The following is a 14,394-nucleotide window of genomic DNA, read 5'->3' on the forward strand; positions in this document are numbered from 1 at the left end:
GTGTGAGGAGGCTTTCCCGCGAAACGGGGGTCGCCCTCTCATTTCACAATTTGATTAGCTAGAGTCTTCTCATTTCGATATTTTGTTAAGCACTCCAACAAGATCCTCATGAAACTAGGTCTATCCTTAACCTCTTCATTAAAATATGTAGTCATTCGATTAAATACACGATCAAAATTATCATCCACCCTCAAGAAATGATCAACTGTATCTATAAAAGACTTTTGCTCGCCATCGGTGTACTCATTAAACTCAGACTTTAACAAAACATCGAATAACTCCCTTAATTGCCGAGGATCATTTACGTTTTTTTCAACTATCAATCGCTCGCGCTCGACATCACAGGTATTTTCGATATCAAAAACAAACAGTAAATTTTTTACATCTACAATTTCATATGAATTTTTCATCAATCAAAGTCCGCATAAGAAGTTACGGTACCGCCATTTGCTTTGAGAATAACGACAGCTCTCCTCTGCTGCCCGTAAACTCCGTGCTTCGTATAACCTTCCCCAATAATCTTCCCCATATCCATGGGCCTTTTCGATATTTGAAGATTGGTCTGACGAAGTATTAGTTTTGCTCTATAAATAGCATTTAACTGGTCTCTATGACTGAAAAAATGAGTGGCCGCGCTTGGGATTTTAGGCTGCCCGTTTTTTGGTCCACCGATGTAGATCTCTAAAACACCAGTCGTTGGATTTTTGCCTGAGGTAATTCTTTCAAACTGAGACTGCAGGGTTGTTTGGGCGCCGTGTTTTTCTAAAAAATGCTCTCCATTTTGTGGATCCTCCATTTCATGCAAACGCCGGTATGCGTTTTCTTCAGCTAGTTCATCGATCCTCATCCTACGCTCCTGCGCCGTCATCTTCGGCAGCGCAGGCTCACCTTCGTTAACCTTAGCCCCACCACTCCCACCCGGCACTTTACAACCCGGCTTTTTCGGCGGAGGACAATTGGAACTCAACCCCAACGGATCCACCCACCCCGTCGGATTCGGCGTGTACTGATACTGATTAATCCCACCCGCCAGCTTCACCGGATCCGGCGTCAGATACCGGCCCAACCTCGGGTCGTAGTACCGGTGCCGGTTGTAATGCAGCCCACTTTCCCCATCGAAATACTGCCCCTGAAACCGCAACGGTTGATCGAGGTAGTCCTCGGCCGCCAAGGTCAGCGCCGCAACCTTGCCGTAGGCGTCGTACTGCGCTGACCAAACGATTTCCCCGCTGTAATCGGTCAGCTCCAGCGGCGTGCCGAGGTGATCGAGTTGGTAATAAAACGGGCAGGCTTTTTTCGGGCCTTTGCCGTCGAGCATGGCCAGCGGGCGGAAGGTGCCGGGTTCGTAGACGTAGCTGCGGTATTCGTTGGGGCTGCTTTCGGCGACGAGGTGGTCGCCTTGCCAGAAGAACTCGGTGGTGACGCCGTCGACGGTTTTGCGGATGCGGCGGCCGAAGGCATCGTATTGGTAGGACGCGGTATTGCCGTCCGGGCGGGTCAGGCCGATCAGGCGGTGCTGGCAGTCGTAGCGGTATTCGGTGACCAGTTTGTGCGCGCTGCCACGGCGTTCGCGGATCAGGTTGCCGAAGGCGTCGTAGTCGTAGTGGCGGTCGCCCTGCATCAGCAGGCGGTTGCCTTTGATCCGGCTCGGGCCGGTGCCATCCTGTGTCAGCAGGTTGCCGGCCGGGTCGTGGGCGAAGCTTTCCGGCAGTTCGTCGCGCGAATGCCGGACGCGGATCAGGCGGTCGAGCGCGTCGTAGTAATAGCTGCGCTGGCCATGACGGCTGTCGGCGATGCTCGCCAGGTTGCCGTTGACCGCGTAGCTGTAGTGGCGCAGGTACAACGCGCGGGTTTGCTGATTGACCGCATGAGCCTGCAGTCGACCCTGTTCGTCATAGTGATAATGACTGTGCAGCAATCCCTGCTGACGCTGCTGTTCACGTCCGAACTCGTATTGGTGCTTGGTCAGTTGCGCGCCGTTGAGGTCGATACCGGTGAGCGCGCCGCCCTTGGCATGGTGATAGTCGAGCTTGCTGTTGTCCGGCAGGCGCATGCGTTTGAGCTGACCGCAGGCGTCATAGGCATACCGTAACGTGCCCCAGCCTTGGTGCTCGGTGATCAGGCGATCCTGACGGTCGTACTCGAAGGCCAGCGGATGTTGCTGGCCGTCATCGACGCTGACGAGGTGGCCGAGGCGGTCGTATTGGTAGCTGACCCTGATGCCGTCGGGCAGGGTTTTGACCAGAAGACGCCCGGCAGCATCGCGTTTATAGGCGGTGACTAACTGTGAACCGTCGTCGCCAAACTCGGTCTTCTCCAGCAGGTGACCGTTGAGGTCATAGGCATACGCGGTGCGTTGGCCGTCAAAGCCGGTTTCCTCTCGGATCAGCCCGGTTGGCGTGTAGTCCAGCAGGTATCGCTCGCCGGACTCGTTTTCGATCTCGGTGAGCAATAGTTGCGCATGGTCGTAGCGGTACTGCACCCGCGTGCCGTCGGGGTTGATCCGCCGAGAGACCAGGTGCAGCTCGTCGTCGTATTCATACCGGGTGATGTGGCCGAGTTCATCACGCTCGGCAGTAACCTGGCCGTAGCTGCCGTAGCTATAGGCGCGAGTGGCACCGGTAGGAAAAGTCGTCTGAAGCAGTCGGCCAACGGCGTCCCACTGCTGACGGGTCACGGCGCCATGCTCGTCAACCGTGGTCGTCCGCCGCCCCAGCGCATCGTAGGAAAAGCGCCGCACACCGCCGCCGGGCAGAGTCTCCTCAGTCAACTGGCCAAGATCATTCCAGACCCAGCGATGCCGACTGGCGTCCGGGTAGCGGATCGACAGCAGTTGTCCGTGCGTGTCGTAGTAATAATGGGTGACCTGACCGTCAGGGTCGACCGCTTCGGTGACATCACCCTCGGCATTGCGCCGGTAAGTCCAGGTCGCGTCGCCTCGGGAACGCCTGTGCAGGAAACCGTTGCGATATTCGTAGGAAGTGGGCGCGTCCTCCGGCGGAATCAGCGCAATCAGCCGTCCGATTTCGTCGTAGCGATATTCAGTGACAGCGCCGAGCGGATCCTGCTCGGCCACCAGACGCCCTGAGTCGTCGTAGGCCTTGAGGTGTTCGCCACCGTTGGCCTCGACCTTGCGCACCAGCCGCGCATGGTCGTCGTGGACGTACACTTCTTCGGTGCCATCGACGTAATGCACCGTGACACTGCCGTCCTCATCCCAGACGTACCGCGTATTCATCTGCGAAAACGATGCCCAGTGGCGCACGCAACGGGCGGCCTTACCGGCGCGTTCCCATTCCCAGAAGAAACTCGCGCCGCCGCTCAGTTGCCGCTGCAGGATCACGTGGGCGTCGTCGTAGTCGTAGCGTTCGCTTTCGCCGACGGCGTTGGTGGCTTCGATCAAGCGCTGCAGCGCGTCGTAGCGGTAGCTGACCAGCGTCTGCTCGGTGTGCCAGGCCTCCTCTACACTTTTCGCAGGGCGGAAGCTCTGGTAGTCGACAGCAATCAACTGCGCGCGGTCGTAGCGCAAGCGCAGTGCCCGACCCGCGCCATTGTCGAGGCGGCTGATGCGCTCCTGACGATCTCGGGCAATGCGCAGACGGTTGTCGTACGCGTCACTGATGGCTGTCAGCCGCCCGGCACGAAAGTGATAGAACTGCGATTTTTCCCCGGCGAGGGCGAGGATCAATTCCTCGGGCTCATCCCCGAGAAAGACCGCTGCCCGCGACAGGCTGTTGTGAATCGCCGGACGCGAAACACTCGGCAACGGAAACCGCGTACGGCGGTTTTCATGGTCAACCCAGACAACCCCATCGCCTTCGAACAGCAACCGATGCGCCAGCGAATGGCTCCAGCCAAACCCCAGCCCAACATCGATCTCGACTGCACTGCTGCGGTACAACCGGGTGAACTCGAACGGCAATCGTCCATCAAGCACGCCATCAGTCAGCGTCAGTAGCTCTTCGCCGGTGACCATCGACACCGGGCAACCGTTGGTGCAGGTCGCCAGCGCACAGTCAGCACTGTCACCGTTGGGATTTTTCGCCTGATCCGGCGCGTCGTCGTGAGGCTTGTCTTTCTTCAACGAGGTATTGCGCCGGGCATCCCAGCGCAACTGCATGCGACCTTTTTTCACCCCGGCAGCAATGCCTCGAGCGGCAACGGTTTTGTATTTTTCGACGTATTTGATGAACCCTTCGACGATGGCAAACATCGCCTTCACCAGACGCATCACGGCCGACAACAATTGCCCGGCGCGCTGCGCCAGGCGCAGTGTCAGATAGGCAATGCCCGCGCCCGCCCCGACGAACGTCAAGACCACGCCAATCAGCACATCGATCAACACCTGCACCACGACCATCGAGACCGCTTCAGCGGTCTGGCCGCTGATGTCACCGGGGGGCAACATTTCCAGCCAGAGGCTCGCGGTGCGTAACAGCAGGCACAGTGCTGCTTCATCGCTGACCAGTAGCTGCAGCTTTTCCATAAGATCGGGAGCGGTTTCTGCCAGCGTCTTCAGTTGCGCGGCCCCCTCACCCAACCGCTCGGCAAACGCTCCGGGGTCCTTGAGGATGTCCGAGAGCATGGCAATGCTGTCCCAGACGCCTTCGATCGCCGCCCAACTGCCGGCCAACATGCCGTTGCCCGCCGCCGTCGCCACCGACTGCGACCACTGTGGCTTGAACCCTTGCCACTCGCTGCGCAGCCAGCCATCCAGCTCGGCGGTCAGGCCGTCGTAGGCGATGAACAAGTCGTCGACCTGAGCCGGCGTCACTTCGCTGTGCACATGCACTCGATAGAACTTGCCCACCGTTCCAACGAACGTGCCCTTGCCTTGCTCATCAAGAGTCACTGGGGTGCTCTCGCCGCTCTCCACGGCGACCACATCGACCACGATGTTGCCCAGCGCAATGTCGTACACCGACTCGAACTTGCTTTCGATCTCCATCTTCCCGCCCTGCGGGCACTGGAAGACGCTGGAGAAAAAATCGTTGTCGCCGACGCTGACAGCGGTGCGGCTGTCACCGAAGCGGATGACCCGCTCCATGCCCATCAGCGACGGTAGATCCGTCGCCTGGCTGAGCTGGTCCGCCGTGCGGCTGGCCCAGTGCTTGAGCTGTTCGCGATAGAGGCTGAGGGTCTCCGGGAAGCTGTCGAGTTCTTGCTCGATACGAGCGATGGCTTCCATCAGTGCACGTCTGCGTGCGGGATGGGCGGGTTGATCCGGTCGAGCATGAGCGTTCCCTCGCGCAAAAAAATTAGGCGCGGGAACTGTGCGGGGGATCAATCAGGAAAGAAGTCAGGCAAGTAGGCGATGGCTGTAGGACTAATCTGTAAAAAGTCGGCAACAGATAAACAGCCCCGCAAAAACGCAAACGCGGCGTGAGGTTTCCCTCACGCCGCGTTTAGAAACACAGACCAAATGGTTTATGGCGCAGCGTCGCGCGCGCTCAATGCTTGCAGTTTGTGTTCGGCCAATGGATGCCCGGCCTTGGCGGCCATGCTCCACCAGCGTGCCGCTTCGTCAGGGTCAGGGGCCTTGCTCGGGCTGCCGGCCAGACAAATGACGCCGACCTGATAAGCCGCTTTGCCATCACCTGCCAGCGCTGCCAGACGCAGCAAGCGCACACCCTCTTCACGCGCGCCGAGACCAACGCCGCGAAATGTCAGGATGTGCCCATAGAAGCTTTGCGCGTCGACATCGCCAAGGTTGGCCATGCGCGCGAACTGCCCTTCCAGCCAGCGCCAGCCGCGTGGTTGGCGGACGAACCATGACCAGTGAAACAGCCTGCGGGCCAGCCAGTAAGCGGCCCGCGCCTTGAGTCGTAAAAACACTCAGGCCTCCGCCGATTCCGGGTACTCGTATTCGAAGACTCTGACCACTTCAGAAGCATGCCACGAGGCTGCGGCGACGCCGTCGGACGGCCCGGAAAAACGCCCCAGGCGCTCAACGCATTCAAAAAATCCGGTGCGCGGCAGGCGACTGGCACCCTGGCTGATGACCAGCGAACTGCGCAAGGGCTGTTCGGCCTTGGCATCCAGCGCTGCCAGATGCTCGAGCGCGGCGGTCAGGGTTTGCATCGCCGGTGTCGGCAGTTGCAAACGCTCCAGCAGCGCCCGGTATGTCAGAAGATGGCGCTGACGGCGCGCCTGATCAAGTTCCCCCAGCAATCCGTCCCAATGTTGACGACTGATGCGTACGCTCACGATTCATCCCTCCAACCTGGCACCGTCAGTTCCCAGGCCAGGCTGCGGCGAATCGCGGCGTCGGGCAGACGCTCGCCACTTTCGATCATGGCCAGATAAGACGGGCTGATGCCTACCGTGCGGGCCAGCGCCTCGATGGCGATGCCCTTCCCTTCGCGCAAACTGCGTAGTTGATCCAGACCCGGAAGAATCGGCTCCGGTGCTGCCGCGAGCGGCGCTGGGGCCGGCTGCGACGGTGTTGCGTTGATACCTGCTGCTTTCAATAGAGCCTGATATTGAGCCCAAGGCAGAACCGCGTATTCGGGTTCGCCATCGCGTGCAATTATCTGAATATCCATGACTACCCCGTAGGACAACAACACTTAGCGAGTCGGCACTTTTCCCTAGAAGTGTAATCCTAACAGCGGCTAAGGTCGCGGGGGGTATCTATCTGTAAAAGGGACTACAACAATCAGGGCTTTTTCGGGCCCTGAAGTTGAAGTTGTTCAGGGGTATCGGGCAGCCGTTCGACCACGGCGAGCTTCTCCGGTTGCTGGCGGTTGCGCCAGAGACGGAAGGCATTGAGTTCATCGTCGAGGGTTTTCATCAGCCAGGCGAGCACGGCGATGTCGTCGAGCATGCCGAATACCGGGATGAAATCCGGAATCGCATCGACAGGGCTGAGGAAATACATCAACCCCGCCACTACCGAAACCAGCGCTTTGCCACTGATGGCGCGGTACTCGCCGCGCCAGTAAGCCAGGCACAAGGCCTGGAGCAGACGCAGGTCATCTTTGAGCTTGCCAAGGCGATTGCCCTGCGCGGCGCCTTTGCTGGCCACGGCGAACAGCAAGGTCGGCAGACGGCCACGGGCCAGCAAGCGGCCGGCCAAGGGCAGGAATCGAGCGAAATTCCACGGAGCTTTCATCTATTCCTCCCGTTGAAATGTTATCCACACAAATTGTGGATAACCTTGTGAACAGAGCTGCATTTCAGCGCTGAGAGCCCCGTTTTATATGGGCTGCGCTCAGATCGGGCGTTTTTTACTCACATAAAAAACCCCAATATTTCATTGACTTGGCGGCCTGGTGCGTCTAGCACCGGCAGCCTCAAAGCTATGACTGCCCTGATCGGCATCCGTTCGCTCTGTTTACCTTTGCCAACGTGCAGATGCAACAACGCCCCGCTTAAGCGAGGCGTTGTTGTTGAAGCCGAGGCCGATTACTTGGCAGCAGCGGCGTCTTCTTTGGCTGGATCCTTGATGGCCAGCAGTTCCAGGTCGAAAACCAGAACCGAGTTGGCCGGGATTGCCGGGCTTGGCGATTGCGCGCCGTAAGCCAGATCGCTAGGGATGTACAGTTTGTACTTCTCGCCAACGTGCATCAGTTGCAGACCTTCAACCCAACCCGGGATCACGCCGCTCACCGGCAGATCGATCGGGCTGCCGCGCTCGACGGAGCTGTCGAATACGGTGCCGTTGGTCAGCTTGCCGGTGTAGTGAACAGTCACTACGTCGGTAGGCTTAGGCTGTGGGCCATCGGCCTTCTTGACCACTTCGTACTGCAGGCCGGAAGCGGTGGTCGTTACACCTGCTTTCTTGCCGTTTTCTTCGAGGAATTTCTTGCCGGCAGCTGCCGACTCTTCGCTCATCTTGGCCATGCGCTCTTCAGCACGCTTTTGCAGCGCGGCGAAGGCTTCGACCAGTTCTTCGTCTTTCAGCTTCTGTTCTTTCTTGCCGACGGCATCTTCGATGCCCTGGGCTACCGCTTTGGAGTCCAGATCATCCATGCCTTCCTGAGCAAGGCTCTTGCCCATGTTCAGGCCGATACCGTAGGAAGCTTTTTGCGCCGGGGTTTTCAGCTCTACGCTGGTCTGCGAATCACAACCCGCGAGGACCAGGCTAACCAGGGCAACCGCCGCCGCCAACCGATGCTGTTTCATGCTATTTCCTTGTTCATGCGCCGAAAGGGCAATCGAGTAAAGCCGCGAGCTTATCAGGCCGCCACGACCAATGGCTACCGGCATGAGAGCAGTAAAGCGGCGATAAGTTCAGGGATTAAAACGCATTCGGGCAAAGCGACGATGAAGCTTCTGTCATCTTGCCCTGACAGCAGCTTGATCTTCCTCGTACACGATCTGACGTAATGGCCACTTGCCGCATCAGGCCTGGCTCAGGCATAACAGCGCAACAATTCGACAAGGATGTTTAACTTGCGCCTCTTATTCCGCGTTCTGGCTTTGATCGTCGTACTGCTGGGAATCGTCCTGGCGGTAGTGCTGTATTACATCGTCAACCCGAAACTGCCCTTCTATACCCCCGCCGAACAGGTGCATTACCTGAACCAATGGTCGGAAGCAGAACGGCAGACCTACTATTTCACCCCCCAAGGCACTCAGGTCAAAGGTCTGCGCTATGAGTGGTTCCAGGCGCTGGAACTGCCCTTCTCCGAGCAACGTTTCGCCGCGCCCGATTACCTGGCACGTTTCGGCTTTCTGATTGATCCGCAACAGAAAGCCACGCCGAACAACCCCGGCAACCTGCCTGTGGGCTTTGCCCGGCATCAAAATCCCGGCAGTTCCGAGCAATATCTGGACATAACTTGCGCCGCTTGCCACGCCGGCGAACTGCGTTTCAAAGGTCAGGCCGTGCGCATCGACGGCGGGACAGCGCAGCATGTGTTGCCGTCCAGCGTTCCTACACTACGTGGCGGCAGTTTCGGACAGGCCTTGGTCGCCAGTCTGACCTCGACTTATTACAACCCATGGAAATTCGAACGCTTCGCCCGCCAGGTGCTGGGCGATGCATACGACGCGCGCCATCAACAACTGCGCAACGACTTCAAACAATCGCTCGATACTTTCCTCAAAGTTGCCTGGAACGACACCCATCGCGGCCTCTACCCGACCGAAGAAGGCCCTGGGCGGACCGATGCGTTCGGGCGAATTGCCAACGCGACGTTTGGCGATGCGATCTCCCCCGCCAACTACCGCGTGGCCAACGCACCAGTGGATTACCCGCAGTTGTGGAACATGTGGACGTTCGACTGGGTGCAGTGGAACGGTTCGGCACAGCAGCCAATGGCGCGCAATGTCGGCGAGGCGCTGGGCGTCGGCGCCACCTTGAATTTCTTCGATGCCAATGGCCAACCGCTGCAAGGCGAAGCACGTTATCCCTCCAGCGTCCGCGTGCGTGATCTGCACACGATTGAGCAGACCCTGCAAAAACTTCAGCCACCCGCGTGGCCGGAAGACGTGTTGGGCGCCGTGGACAAGACGTTAGCCAGCAAAGGTCGCACGTTGTTCGCCGAGAACTGCGCGGGCTGCCACGTGCCGCGCAAAACCGAGGAAGGCGGACGCTGGGTGCAACATTTGCACATGCTGCCGTTGGACGTTATTGGCACTGATCCTAACGCGGCCAACAACATTGCCAGCCACCGCTTCGACCTCTCCGCGCTGCAATGGGACTTGAACGAACTGGAAAAAATGGATGTGAAGTTGCATCCAACGCCCAAGGAACCGCTGGATCTCAGCCAATTATCGGTCGCTAAAGGCCTGGCGTATGTCACCGCATTCGTCGAAAACCGCGCCTATCGCGAAGCCAAAGTCACACCGCAGGAAAAGCCTGGCCTCGACGGATTCGGTTTGCCCATCGGCGTTCGCGAAAAAGTCGCTTACAAAGCCCGGCCATTGGCGGGCATTTGGGCGACCGCGCCGTTTTTGCACAACGGGTCGGTGCCGAGCCTTTATCAATTGCTCTCGCCCCAGGATGAACGCGCGACCACCTTCTATAAAGGCAACTTCGAATACGACCCTCGGCATCTGGGCTATCGCACCGAGGCATTTACCAATGGTTTTCTGTTCGATACGCGCATCAGCGGCAACCACAACAGCGGACATGAATTCCGTGCCGGCGAGCGTGGCAACGGGGTGATCGGCAGACTGCTGCAGCCGGAAGAACGCTGGGCGCTGCTCGAATACCTGAAAGTGCTGGGCGGCCCGCTGGAGGCGCAATTGCCATGATCCTGCCGACATTCAAGAAAGAACTGCCTTTGCTCGCCCGGATCTGGTTGTGGCTGGGGCGCTTGCTGGGCAAAACCTTGTTGATCCTGCTCATCATTGGCCTGCTTGGCTGGGCGATCGCTACGGCCTGGTTTGCCTGGCATGACCGCGGCCCGGTTTCGGCGCTGGAGCAGATTCCGCCCGGTGAGGCGGCAATGACGCAAGATGTGACCCAGACCGCCGTGCGCATCGTCGATCAGCATCGTGAAGGCACGCGTTATTTACGCGACGCACACGCCAAGGCGCATGGTTGTGTGAGGGCTGAGGTACGCGTGCTGCCGGACCTCGCGCAATCGCTGCGCCAAGGCGTGTTCAGTGAGCCGGGGAAAACCTGGCAGGCGATGATTCGCCTATCGAATGGCAACGCTTATCCGCAATTTGACAGCATCCGCGACGCTCGGGGCATGGCGATCAAATTGCTGGATGTGCCGGGTAAACAGTTGCTGGGGGATCGCCGGGAACGCCGCGAACAGGATTTCGTGATGTTCAGCCATGCGAACTTCTTTGTCAGCGATGTCGCCGAGTATCGTCAGAATGTGGCGGCGCAGGCTGACGGAAAGAAGGTCACGGCGTTTTTTCCGGGGTGGGATCCGCGCACCTGGCAGATCCGCCATTTGTTTATTGCGCTGGCAACGCTGGCACCACCGCCGGACAGCCCGACGCAGACCACTTACTTTTCGGTATCGCCGTACAAATTCGGTGAAGCCAACGCGAAATTCCGGGTGACGCCGGATCCGCAGAATTGCCCGGCCTACACGTTGCCCAACCAGAATCACGATCTGCCGAATTTTCTGCGTAGTGCTCTGAATCAGCAGTTGTCAGCGGATCGGGTACCGGCGTGTTTTGTCCTGCAGATTCAGCGCCAGGATGCGCACAAGTACATGCCGATCGAGGACACCAGTATTGAATGGCGTGAGGAAGACTCGCCATTCGAAACCGTGGCGCGGATCACTTTGCCGCCTCAGGACTTCGATACGCCGGCGCTGAATCTGGCGTGCGACAACCTGTCGTTCAATCCGTGGTTTGGTATCGAGGCGCATCGGCCGATTGGCGGGATCAATCGTCTGCGTAAAGCGGTGTATGAAGCGGTGAGCGACTATCGCCACAGCCAGAATGCCGCGCACTAAAAAAATATGCACATAACCTGTGGCGAGGGGATTTATCCCCGTTGGGCTGCGAAGCGGCCCCCCACTTTTAAAATCTGGGCCTGCTGCGCAGGCCAACGGGGATAAATCCCCTCGCCACAGGTCAGCATCAAATCTGAGATTTCATAAACTCCAGACAGCAAAAAGCCCGCACTAGGCGGGCTTTCTGTGGACTCTGGCGTTCAGTGTTCCAGATTCCGAATATGGCGCAGCGGACGGGACTCGAACCCGCGACCCCCGGCGTGACAGGCCGGTATTCTAACCGACTGAACTACCGCTGCGCGAAACGCTTGAAACGAATGGTGGGTGATGACGGGATCGAACCGCCGACATTCTGCTTGTAAGGCAGACGCTCTCCCAGCTGAGCTAATCACCCTTCGCTTCGTTACGGGACGCATTATGCCACAAGTTTTCGTAAAGTGTTGATTTAATTGAAGTTTTTTTCAAATAAATCCGAAAACCGGTAAAACGACACATCCCGCGGGTACAACTGTACAAACCTTGAGGCAGAAAAAAACCCGCTTTGGCGGGTTTTTCCGTGGTGACCTGGCGTTCAGTGGTCCAGGTTACCGAATATGGCGCAGCGGACGGGACTCGAACCCGCGACCCCCGGCGTGACAGGCCGGTATTCTAACCGACTGAACTACCGCTGCGCTAAACACTTGAAACGAATGGTGGGTGATGACGGGATCGAACCGCCGACATTCTGCTTGTAAGGCAGACGCTCTCCCAGCTGAGCTAATCACCCTTCGCTTCGGTGTGGCGCGCATTCTACGGAGCGACCCAACCTCTGGCAAGCACTTTTTTAAATAATTTTCTCAGGCCTTCCAAAGGCTTAGAGAAGGGTTGGCCTATTAGACGGCGAAGACAATAATGCCCCCCTTTGTATAAAGGAGAGACTCACCCCATGTGGTTCAAAAACCTGCTTATCTATCGCCTGACCCAAGACCTGCCTGTCGATGCCGAGGCGCTGGAAACTGCACTGGCCACCAAACTGGCGCGTCCATGTGCAAGCCAGGAGTTGACCACCTACGGTTTCGTCGCGCCGTTCGGCAAAGGCGAAGATGCTCCACTGGTGCATGTCAGCGGTGACTTCCTGCTGATTTCCGCGCGCAAAGAAGAACGCATCCTGCCGGGCAGCGTCGTACGTGACGCCGTAAAGGAAAAGGTCGAAGAGATCGAAGCCGAGCAGATGCGCAAGGTCTATAAGAAGGAACGCGATCAGATCAAGGATGAAATCATCCAGGCGTTCCTGCCGCGCGCGTTTATCCGTCGCTCGTCGACTTTCGCCGCCATCGCGCCGAAACAGGGCCTGATCCTGGTCAATTCGGCCAGCCCGAAACGTGCCGAAGACCTGCTGTCGACCCTGCGCGAAGTGATCGGCACCCTGCCCGTCCGCCCGCTGACCGTGAAAATGTCGCCAACCGCGACCATGACCGAATGGGTCACCACGCAAAAAGCCGCCGACGACTTCTATGTACTGGACGAGTGCGAACTGCGCGACACCCACGAAGACGGCGGTATTGTGCGTTGCAAGCGTCAGGACCTGACCAGCGAAGAAATCCAGCTGCACCTGAGCACCGGCAAAGTCGTGACTCAATTGTCGCTGGCCTGGCAGGACAAGCTGTCGTTCATGCTTGATGACAAGATGACCGTCAAGCGCCTGAAGTTCGAAGATCTGTTGCAGGATCAGGCGGAACAGGACGGCGGCGATGAAGCGTTGGGGCAACTGGATGCCAGCTTCACCCTGATGATGCTGACGTTCGGCGACTTCCTGCCGGCGCTGGTGGAAGCGTTGGGTGGCGAAGAGACTCCGCAGGGGATCTAACGCCAACCAGTTCCTGATGAAGGAACCGGTTCAAATGTGGGAGCTGGCTTGCCAGCGATAGCGGTGTTACAGATGGCTTATATGGAGTCTGACACGCCGCCATCGCTGGCAAGCCAGCTCCCACAGTGTTTTTTAGTGTAACCAATAATAAGGAACAAGCCATGCGCGCACTGGCTGCACTCAGCCGCTTTGTCGGCAATACCTTCGCTTACTGGGTTCTGATTTTCGCGGTCATCGCGTTCTTGCAACCGGCATGGTTCCTCGGCCTGAAAAGCGCGATCGTGCCGCTGCTCGGGCTGGTGATGTTCGGTATGGGCCTGACCCTCAAACTCGACGACTTCGCTGCCGTTGCCCGCCATCCATGGCGTGTGGCGCTGGGCGTGGTTGCCCATTTCGTGATCATGCCCGGTGTAGCGTGGTTGCTTTGCCAGGTGTTTCACCTGCCGCCGGAAATCGCCGTCGGGGTAATTCTGGTCGGCTGCTGCCCAAGCGGCACCTCCTCCAACGTGATGACTTGGCTGGCGCGCGGCGATCTGGCGTTGTCGGTGGCCATCGCAGCCGTCACCACCCTCCTCGCTCCGCTGCTAACCCCGGCGCTGATCTGGCTGCTGGCTTCGGCATGGTTGCCGGTGTCGTTCATGGAGCTGTTCTGGTCGATCCTGCAAGTGGTGCTGCTGCCGATCATTCTCGGCGTGGTTGCCCAACGCCTGCTCGGCGACAAGGTTCGTCATGCCGTGGACGTGTTGCCGCTGGTGTCGGTGGTCAGCATCGTGATTATCGTGACCGCTGTGGTCGCGGCCAGCCAAGCAAAAATCGCCGAATCCGGCCTGTTGATCATGGCCGTGGTGATGCTGCACAACAGCTTCGGTTATCTGCTGGGTTACTTCACCGGCCGGCTGTTCAAACTGCCATTGGCTCAGCGCAAATCGCTGGCGCTGGAAGTCGGCATGCAGAATTCGGGATTGGGCGCCGCGTTGGCCAGTGCGCATTTCTCGCCATTGGCGGCAGTGCCGAGTGCGCTGTTCAGCGTCTGGCACAACATTTCCGGAGCGTTGCTCTCGACGTACTTCCGCCGCATGAGTGAAAAGGAAGACCGCGAAGCGCTGGCGCAACAAGCCGCCGACTGAGGGCAAACTTGATCCCCGGATTAATGCTGGTCAAACTGTTGCGCAACGC

Annotated in this window: 11 protein-coding genes and 4 tRNA genes; 4 read left to right on the plus strand and 11 right to left on the minus strand. The window is 58.4% G+C overall.

All coding sequences use genetic code 11. The annotated features are described in order from the left end of the window. Nucleotides 1-38 precede the first annotated feature (38 nt). The 7 genes from ACQ4MY_RS15290 to ACQ4MY_RS15320 all read right to left on the minus strand — a co-directional run bounded on the left by ACQ4MY_RS15290 (nucleotide 39) and on the right by ACQ4MY_RS15320 (nucleotide 8,127). A complete protein-coding gene (locus ACQ4MY_RS15290) occupies nucleotides 39-410 on the minus strand; it encodes a hypothetical protein (protein WP_440095707.1) in 372 nt (123 codons plus the stop codon). Next, nucleotides 410-5,188: an RHS repeat-associated core domain-containing protein gene (locus ACQ4MY_RS15295; RefSeq protein ID WP_440095708.1), complete on the minus strand. Its 4,779-nt coding sequence runs from the start codon at nucleotides 5,186-5,188 to the stop codon at nucleotides 410-412. The genes ACQ4MY_RS15290 and ACQ4MY_RS15295 overlap by 1 nt, the downstream gene beginning before the upstream one ends. A gap of 239 nt (nucleotides 5,189-5,427) precedes the next feature. After that, the gene (locus ACQ4MY_RS15300; protein WP_440095709.1) at nucleotides 5,428-5,835 is read right to left on the minus strand and encodes a sel1 repeat family protein; all 408 of its coding nucleotides are present in this window, start codon (nucleotides 5,833-5,835) and stop codon (nucleotides 5,428-5,430) included. Beyond that, nucleotides 5,836-6,207 (minus strand): hypothetical protein, encoded by a 372-nt coding sequence (locus tag ACQ4MY_RS15305; RefSeq protein ID WP_003223109.1) that lies wholly within the window; start codon nucleotides 6,205-6,207, stop codon nucleotides 5,836-5,838. Continuing rightward, the gene (locus ACQ4MY_RS15310) at nucleotides 6,204-6,545 is read right to left on the minus strand and encodes a helix-turn-helix domain-containing protein (protein WP_008077887.1); all 342 of its coding nucleotides are present in this window, start codon (nucleotides 6,543-6,545) and stop codon (nucleotides 6,204-6,206) included. The genes ACQ4MY_RS15305 and ACQ4MY_RS15310 overlap by 4 nt, the downstream gene beginning before the upstream one ends. Before the next feature lie 113 nt (nucleotides 6,546-6,658). Further along, nucleotides 6,659-7,114, minus strand: coding sequence for a YkvA family protein (locus ACQ4MY_RS15315; protein ID WP_077571749.1), 456 nt, complete (start codon nucleotides 7,112-7,114; stop codon nucleotides 6,659-6,661). A gap of 293 nt (nucleotides 7,115-7,407) precedes the next feature. Further along, entirely contained in the window at nucleotides 7,408-8,127 is a 720-nt protein-coding gene (locus tag ACQ4MY_RS15320) for an FKBP-type peptidyl-prolyl cis-trans isomerase (protein WP_103306955.1), read from the minus strand. 270 nt (nucleotides 8,128-8,397) lie between these two features. Here ACQ4MY_RS15320 and ACQ4MY_RS15325 point away from each other — a divergent pair, with 270 nt between their 5' ends. Both ACQ4MY_RS15325 and ACQ4MY_RS15330 read left to right on the plus strand, forming a co-directional pair. After that, nucleotides 8,398-10,206: a di-heme-cytochrome C peroxidase gene (locus ACQ4MY_RS15325; RefSeq protein ID WP_440095710.1), complete on the plus strand. Its 1,809-nt coding sequence runs from the start codon at nucleotides 8,398-8,400 to the stop codon at nucleotides 10,204-10,206. After that, nucleotides 10,203-11,372, plus strand: a complete 1,170-nt coding sequence (locus tag ACQ4MY_RS15330) for a catalase family protein (protein WP_440095711.1) — start codon at nucleotides 10,203-10,205, stop codon at nucleotides 11,370-11,372. The genes ACQ4MY_RS15325 and ACQ4MY_RS15330 overlap by 4 nt, the downstream gene beginning before the upstream one ends. 222 nt (nucleotides 11,373-11,594) lie before the next feature. Here ACQ4MY_RS15330 and ACQ4MY_RS15335 read toward each other — a convergent pair. From ACQ4MY_RS15335 to ACQ4MY_RS15350, 4 genes are all read right to left on the minus strand, one after another. Next, a tRNA-Asp gene (locus tag ACQ4MY_RS15335) sits at nucleotides 11,595-11,671 on the minus strand. A gap of 19 nt (nucleotides 11,672-11,690) precedes the next feature. Continuing rightward, nucleotides 11,691-11,766 (minus strand) — tRNA-Val (locus ACQ4MY_RS15340). 200 nt (nucleotides 11,767-11,966) lie between these two features. Further along, nucleotides 11,967-12,043, minus strand: a tRNA-Asp gene (locus tag ACQ4MY_RS15345). A 19-nt stretch (nucleotides 12,044-12,062) separates the two neighbouring features. Continuing rightward, nucleotides 12,063-12,138 (minus strand) — tRNA-Val (locus ACQ4MY_RS15350). A 159-nt stretch (nucleotides 12,139-12,297) separates the two neighbouring features. Between ACQ4MY_RS15350 and rdgC the strand changes: the two genes are divergently transcribed. Both rdgC and ACQ4MY_RS15360 read left to right on the plus strand, forming a co-directional pair. Beyond that, a complete protein-coding gene (rdgC, locus tag ACQ4MY_RS15355; RefSeq protein WP_007919763.1) occupies nucleotides 12,298-13,218 on the plus strand; it encodes a recombination-associated protein RdgC in 921 nt (306 codons plus the stop codon). Nucleotides 13,219-13,379: 161 nt separating this feature from the next. Continuing rightward, entirely contained in the window at nucleotides 13,380-14,345 is a 966-nt protein-coding gene (locus ACQ4MY_RS15360) for a bile acid:sodium symporter family protein (protein ID WP_440095712.1), read from the plus strand. The last annotated feature ends 49 nt before the right edge of the window (nucleotides 14,346-14,394 follow it).

The sequence above is a fragment of the Pseudomonas sp. SM4 genome, from assembly GCF_051913165.1.
Classification (GTDB): domain Bacteria; phylum Pseudomonadota; class Gammaproteobacteria; order Pseudomonadales; family Pseudomonadaceae; genus Aquipseudomonas.

Coding starts and splice junctions, on each gene's coding strand:
- ACQ4MY_RS15295 (WP_440095708.1), bottom strand. CDS start 5,188: ATGGAAGCCATCGCTCGTATCGAGCAAGAACTCGACAGCTTCCCGGAG.
- ACQ4MY_RS15310 (WP_008077887.1), bottom strand. CDS start 6,545: ATGGATATTCAGATAATTGCACGCGATGGCGAACCCGAATACGCGGTT.
- ACQ4MY_RS15315 (WP_077571749.1), bottom strand. CDS start 7,114: ATGAAAGCTCCGTGGAATTTCGCTCGATTCCTGCCCTTGGCCGGCCGC.
- ACQ4MY_RS15290 (WP_440095707.1), bottom strand. CDS start 410: ATGAAAAATTCATATGAAATTGTAGATGTAAAAAATTTACTGTTTGTT.
- rdgC (WP_007919763.1), top strand. CDS start 12,298: ATGTGGTTCAAAAACCTGCTTATCTATCGCCTGACCCAAGACCTGCCT.
- ACQ4MY_RS15360 (WP_440095712.1), top strand. CDS start 13,380: ATGCGCGCACTGGCTGCACTCAGCCGCTTTGTCGGCAATACCTTCGCT.
- ACQ4MY_RS15330 (WP_440095711.1), top strand. CDS start 10,203: ATGATCCTGCCGACATTCAAGAAAGAACTGCCTTTGCTCGCCCGGATC.
- ACQ4MY_RS15320 (WP_103306955.1), bottom strand. CDS start 8,127: ATGAAACAGCATCGGTTGGCGGCGGCGGTTGCCCTGGTTAGCCTGGTC.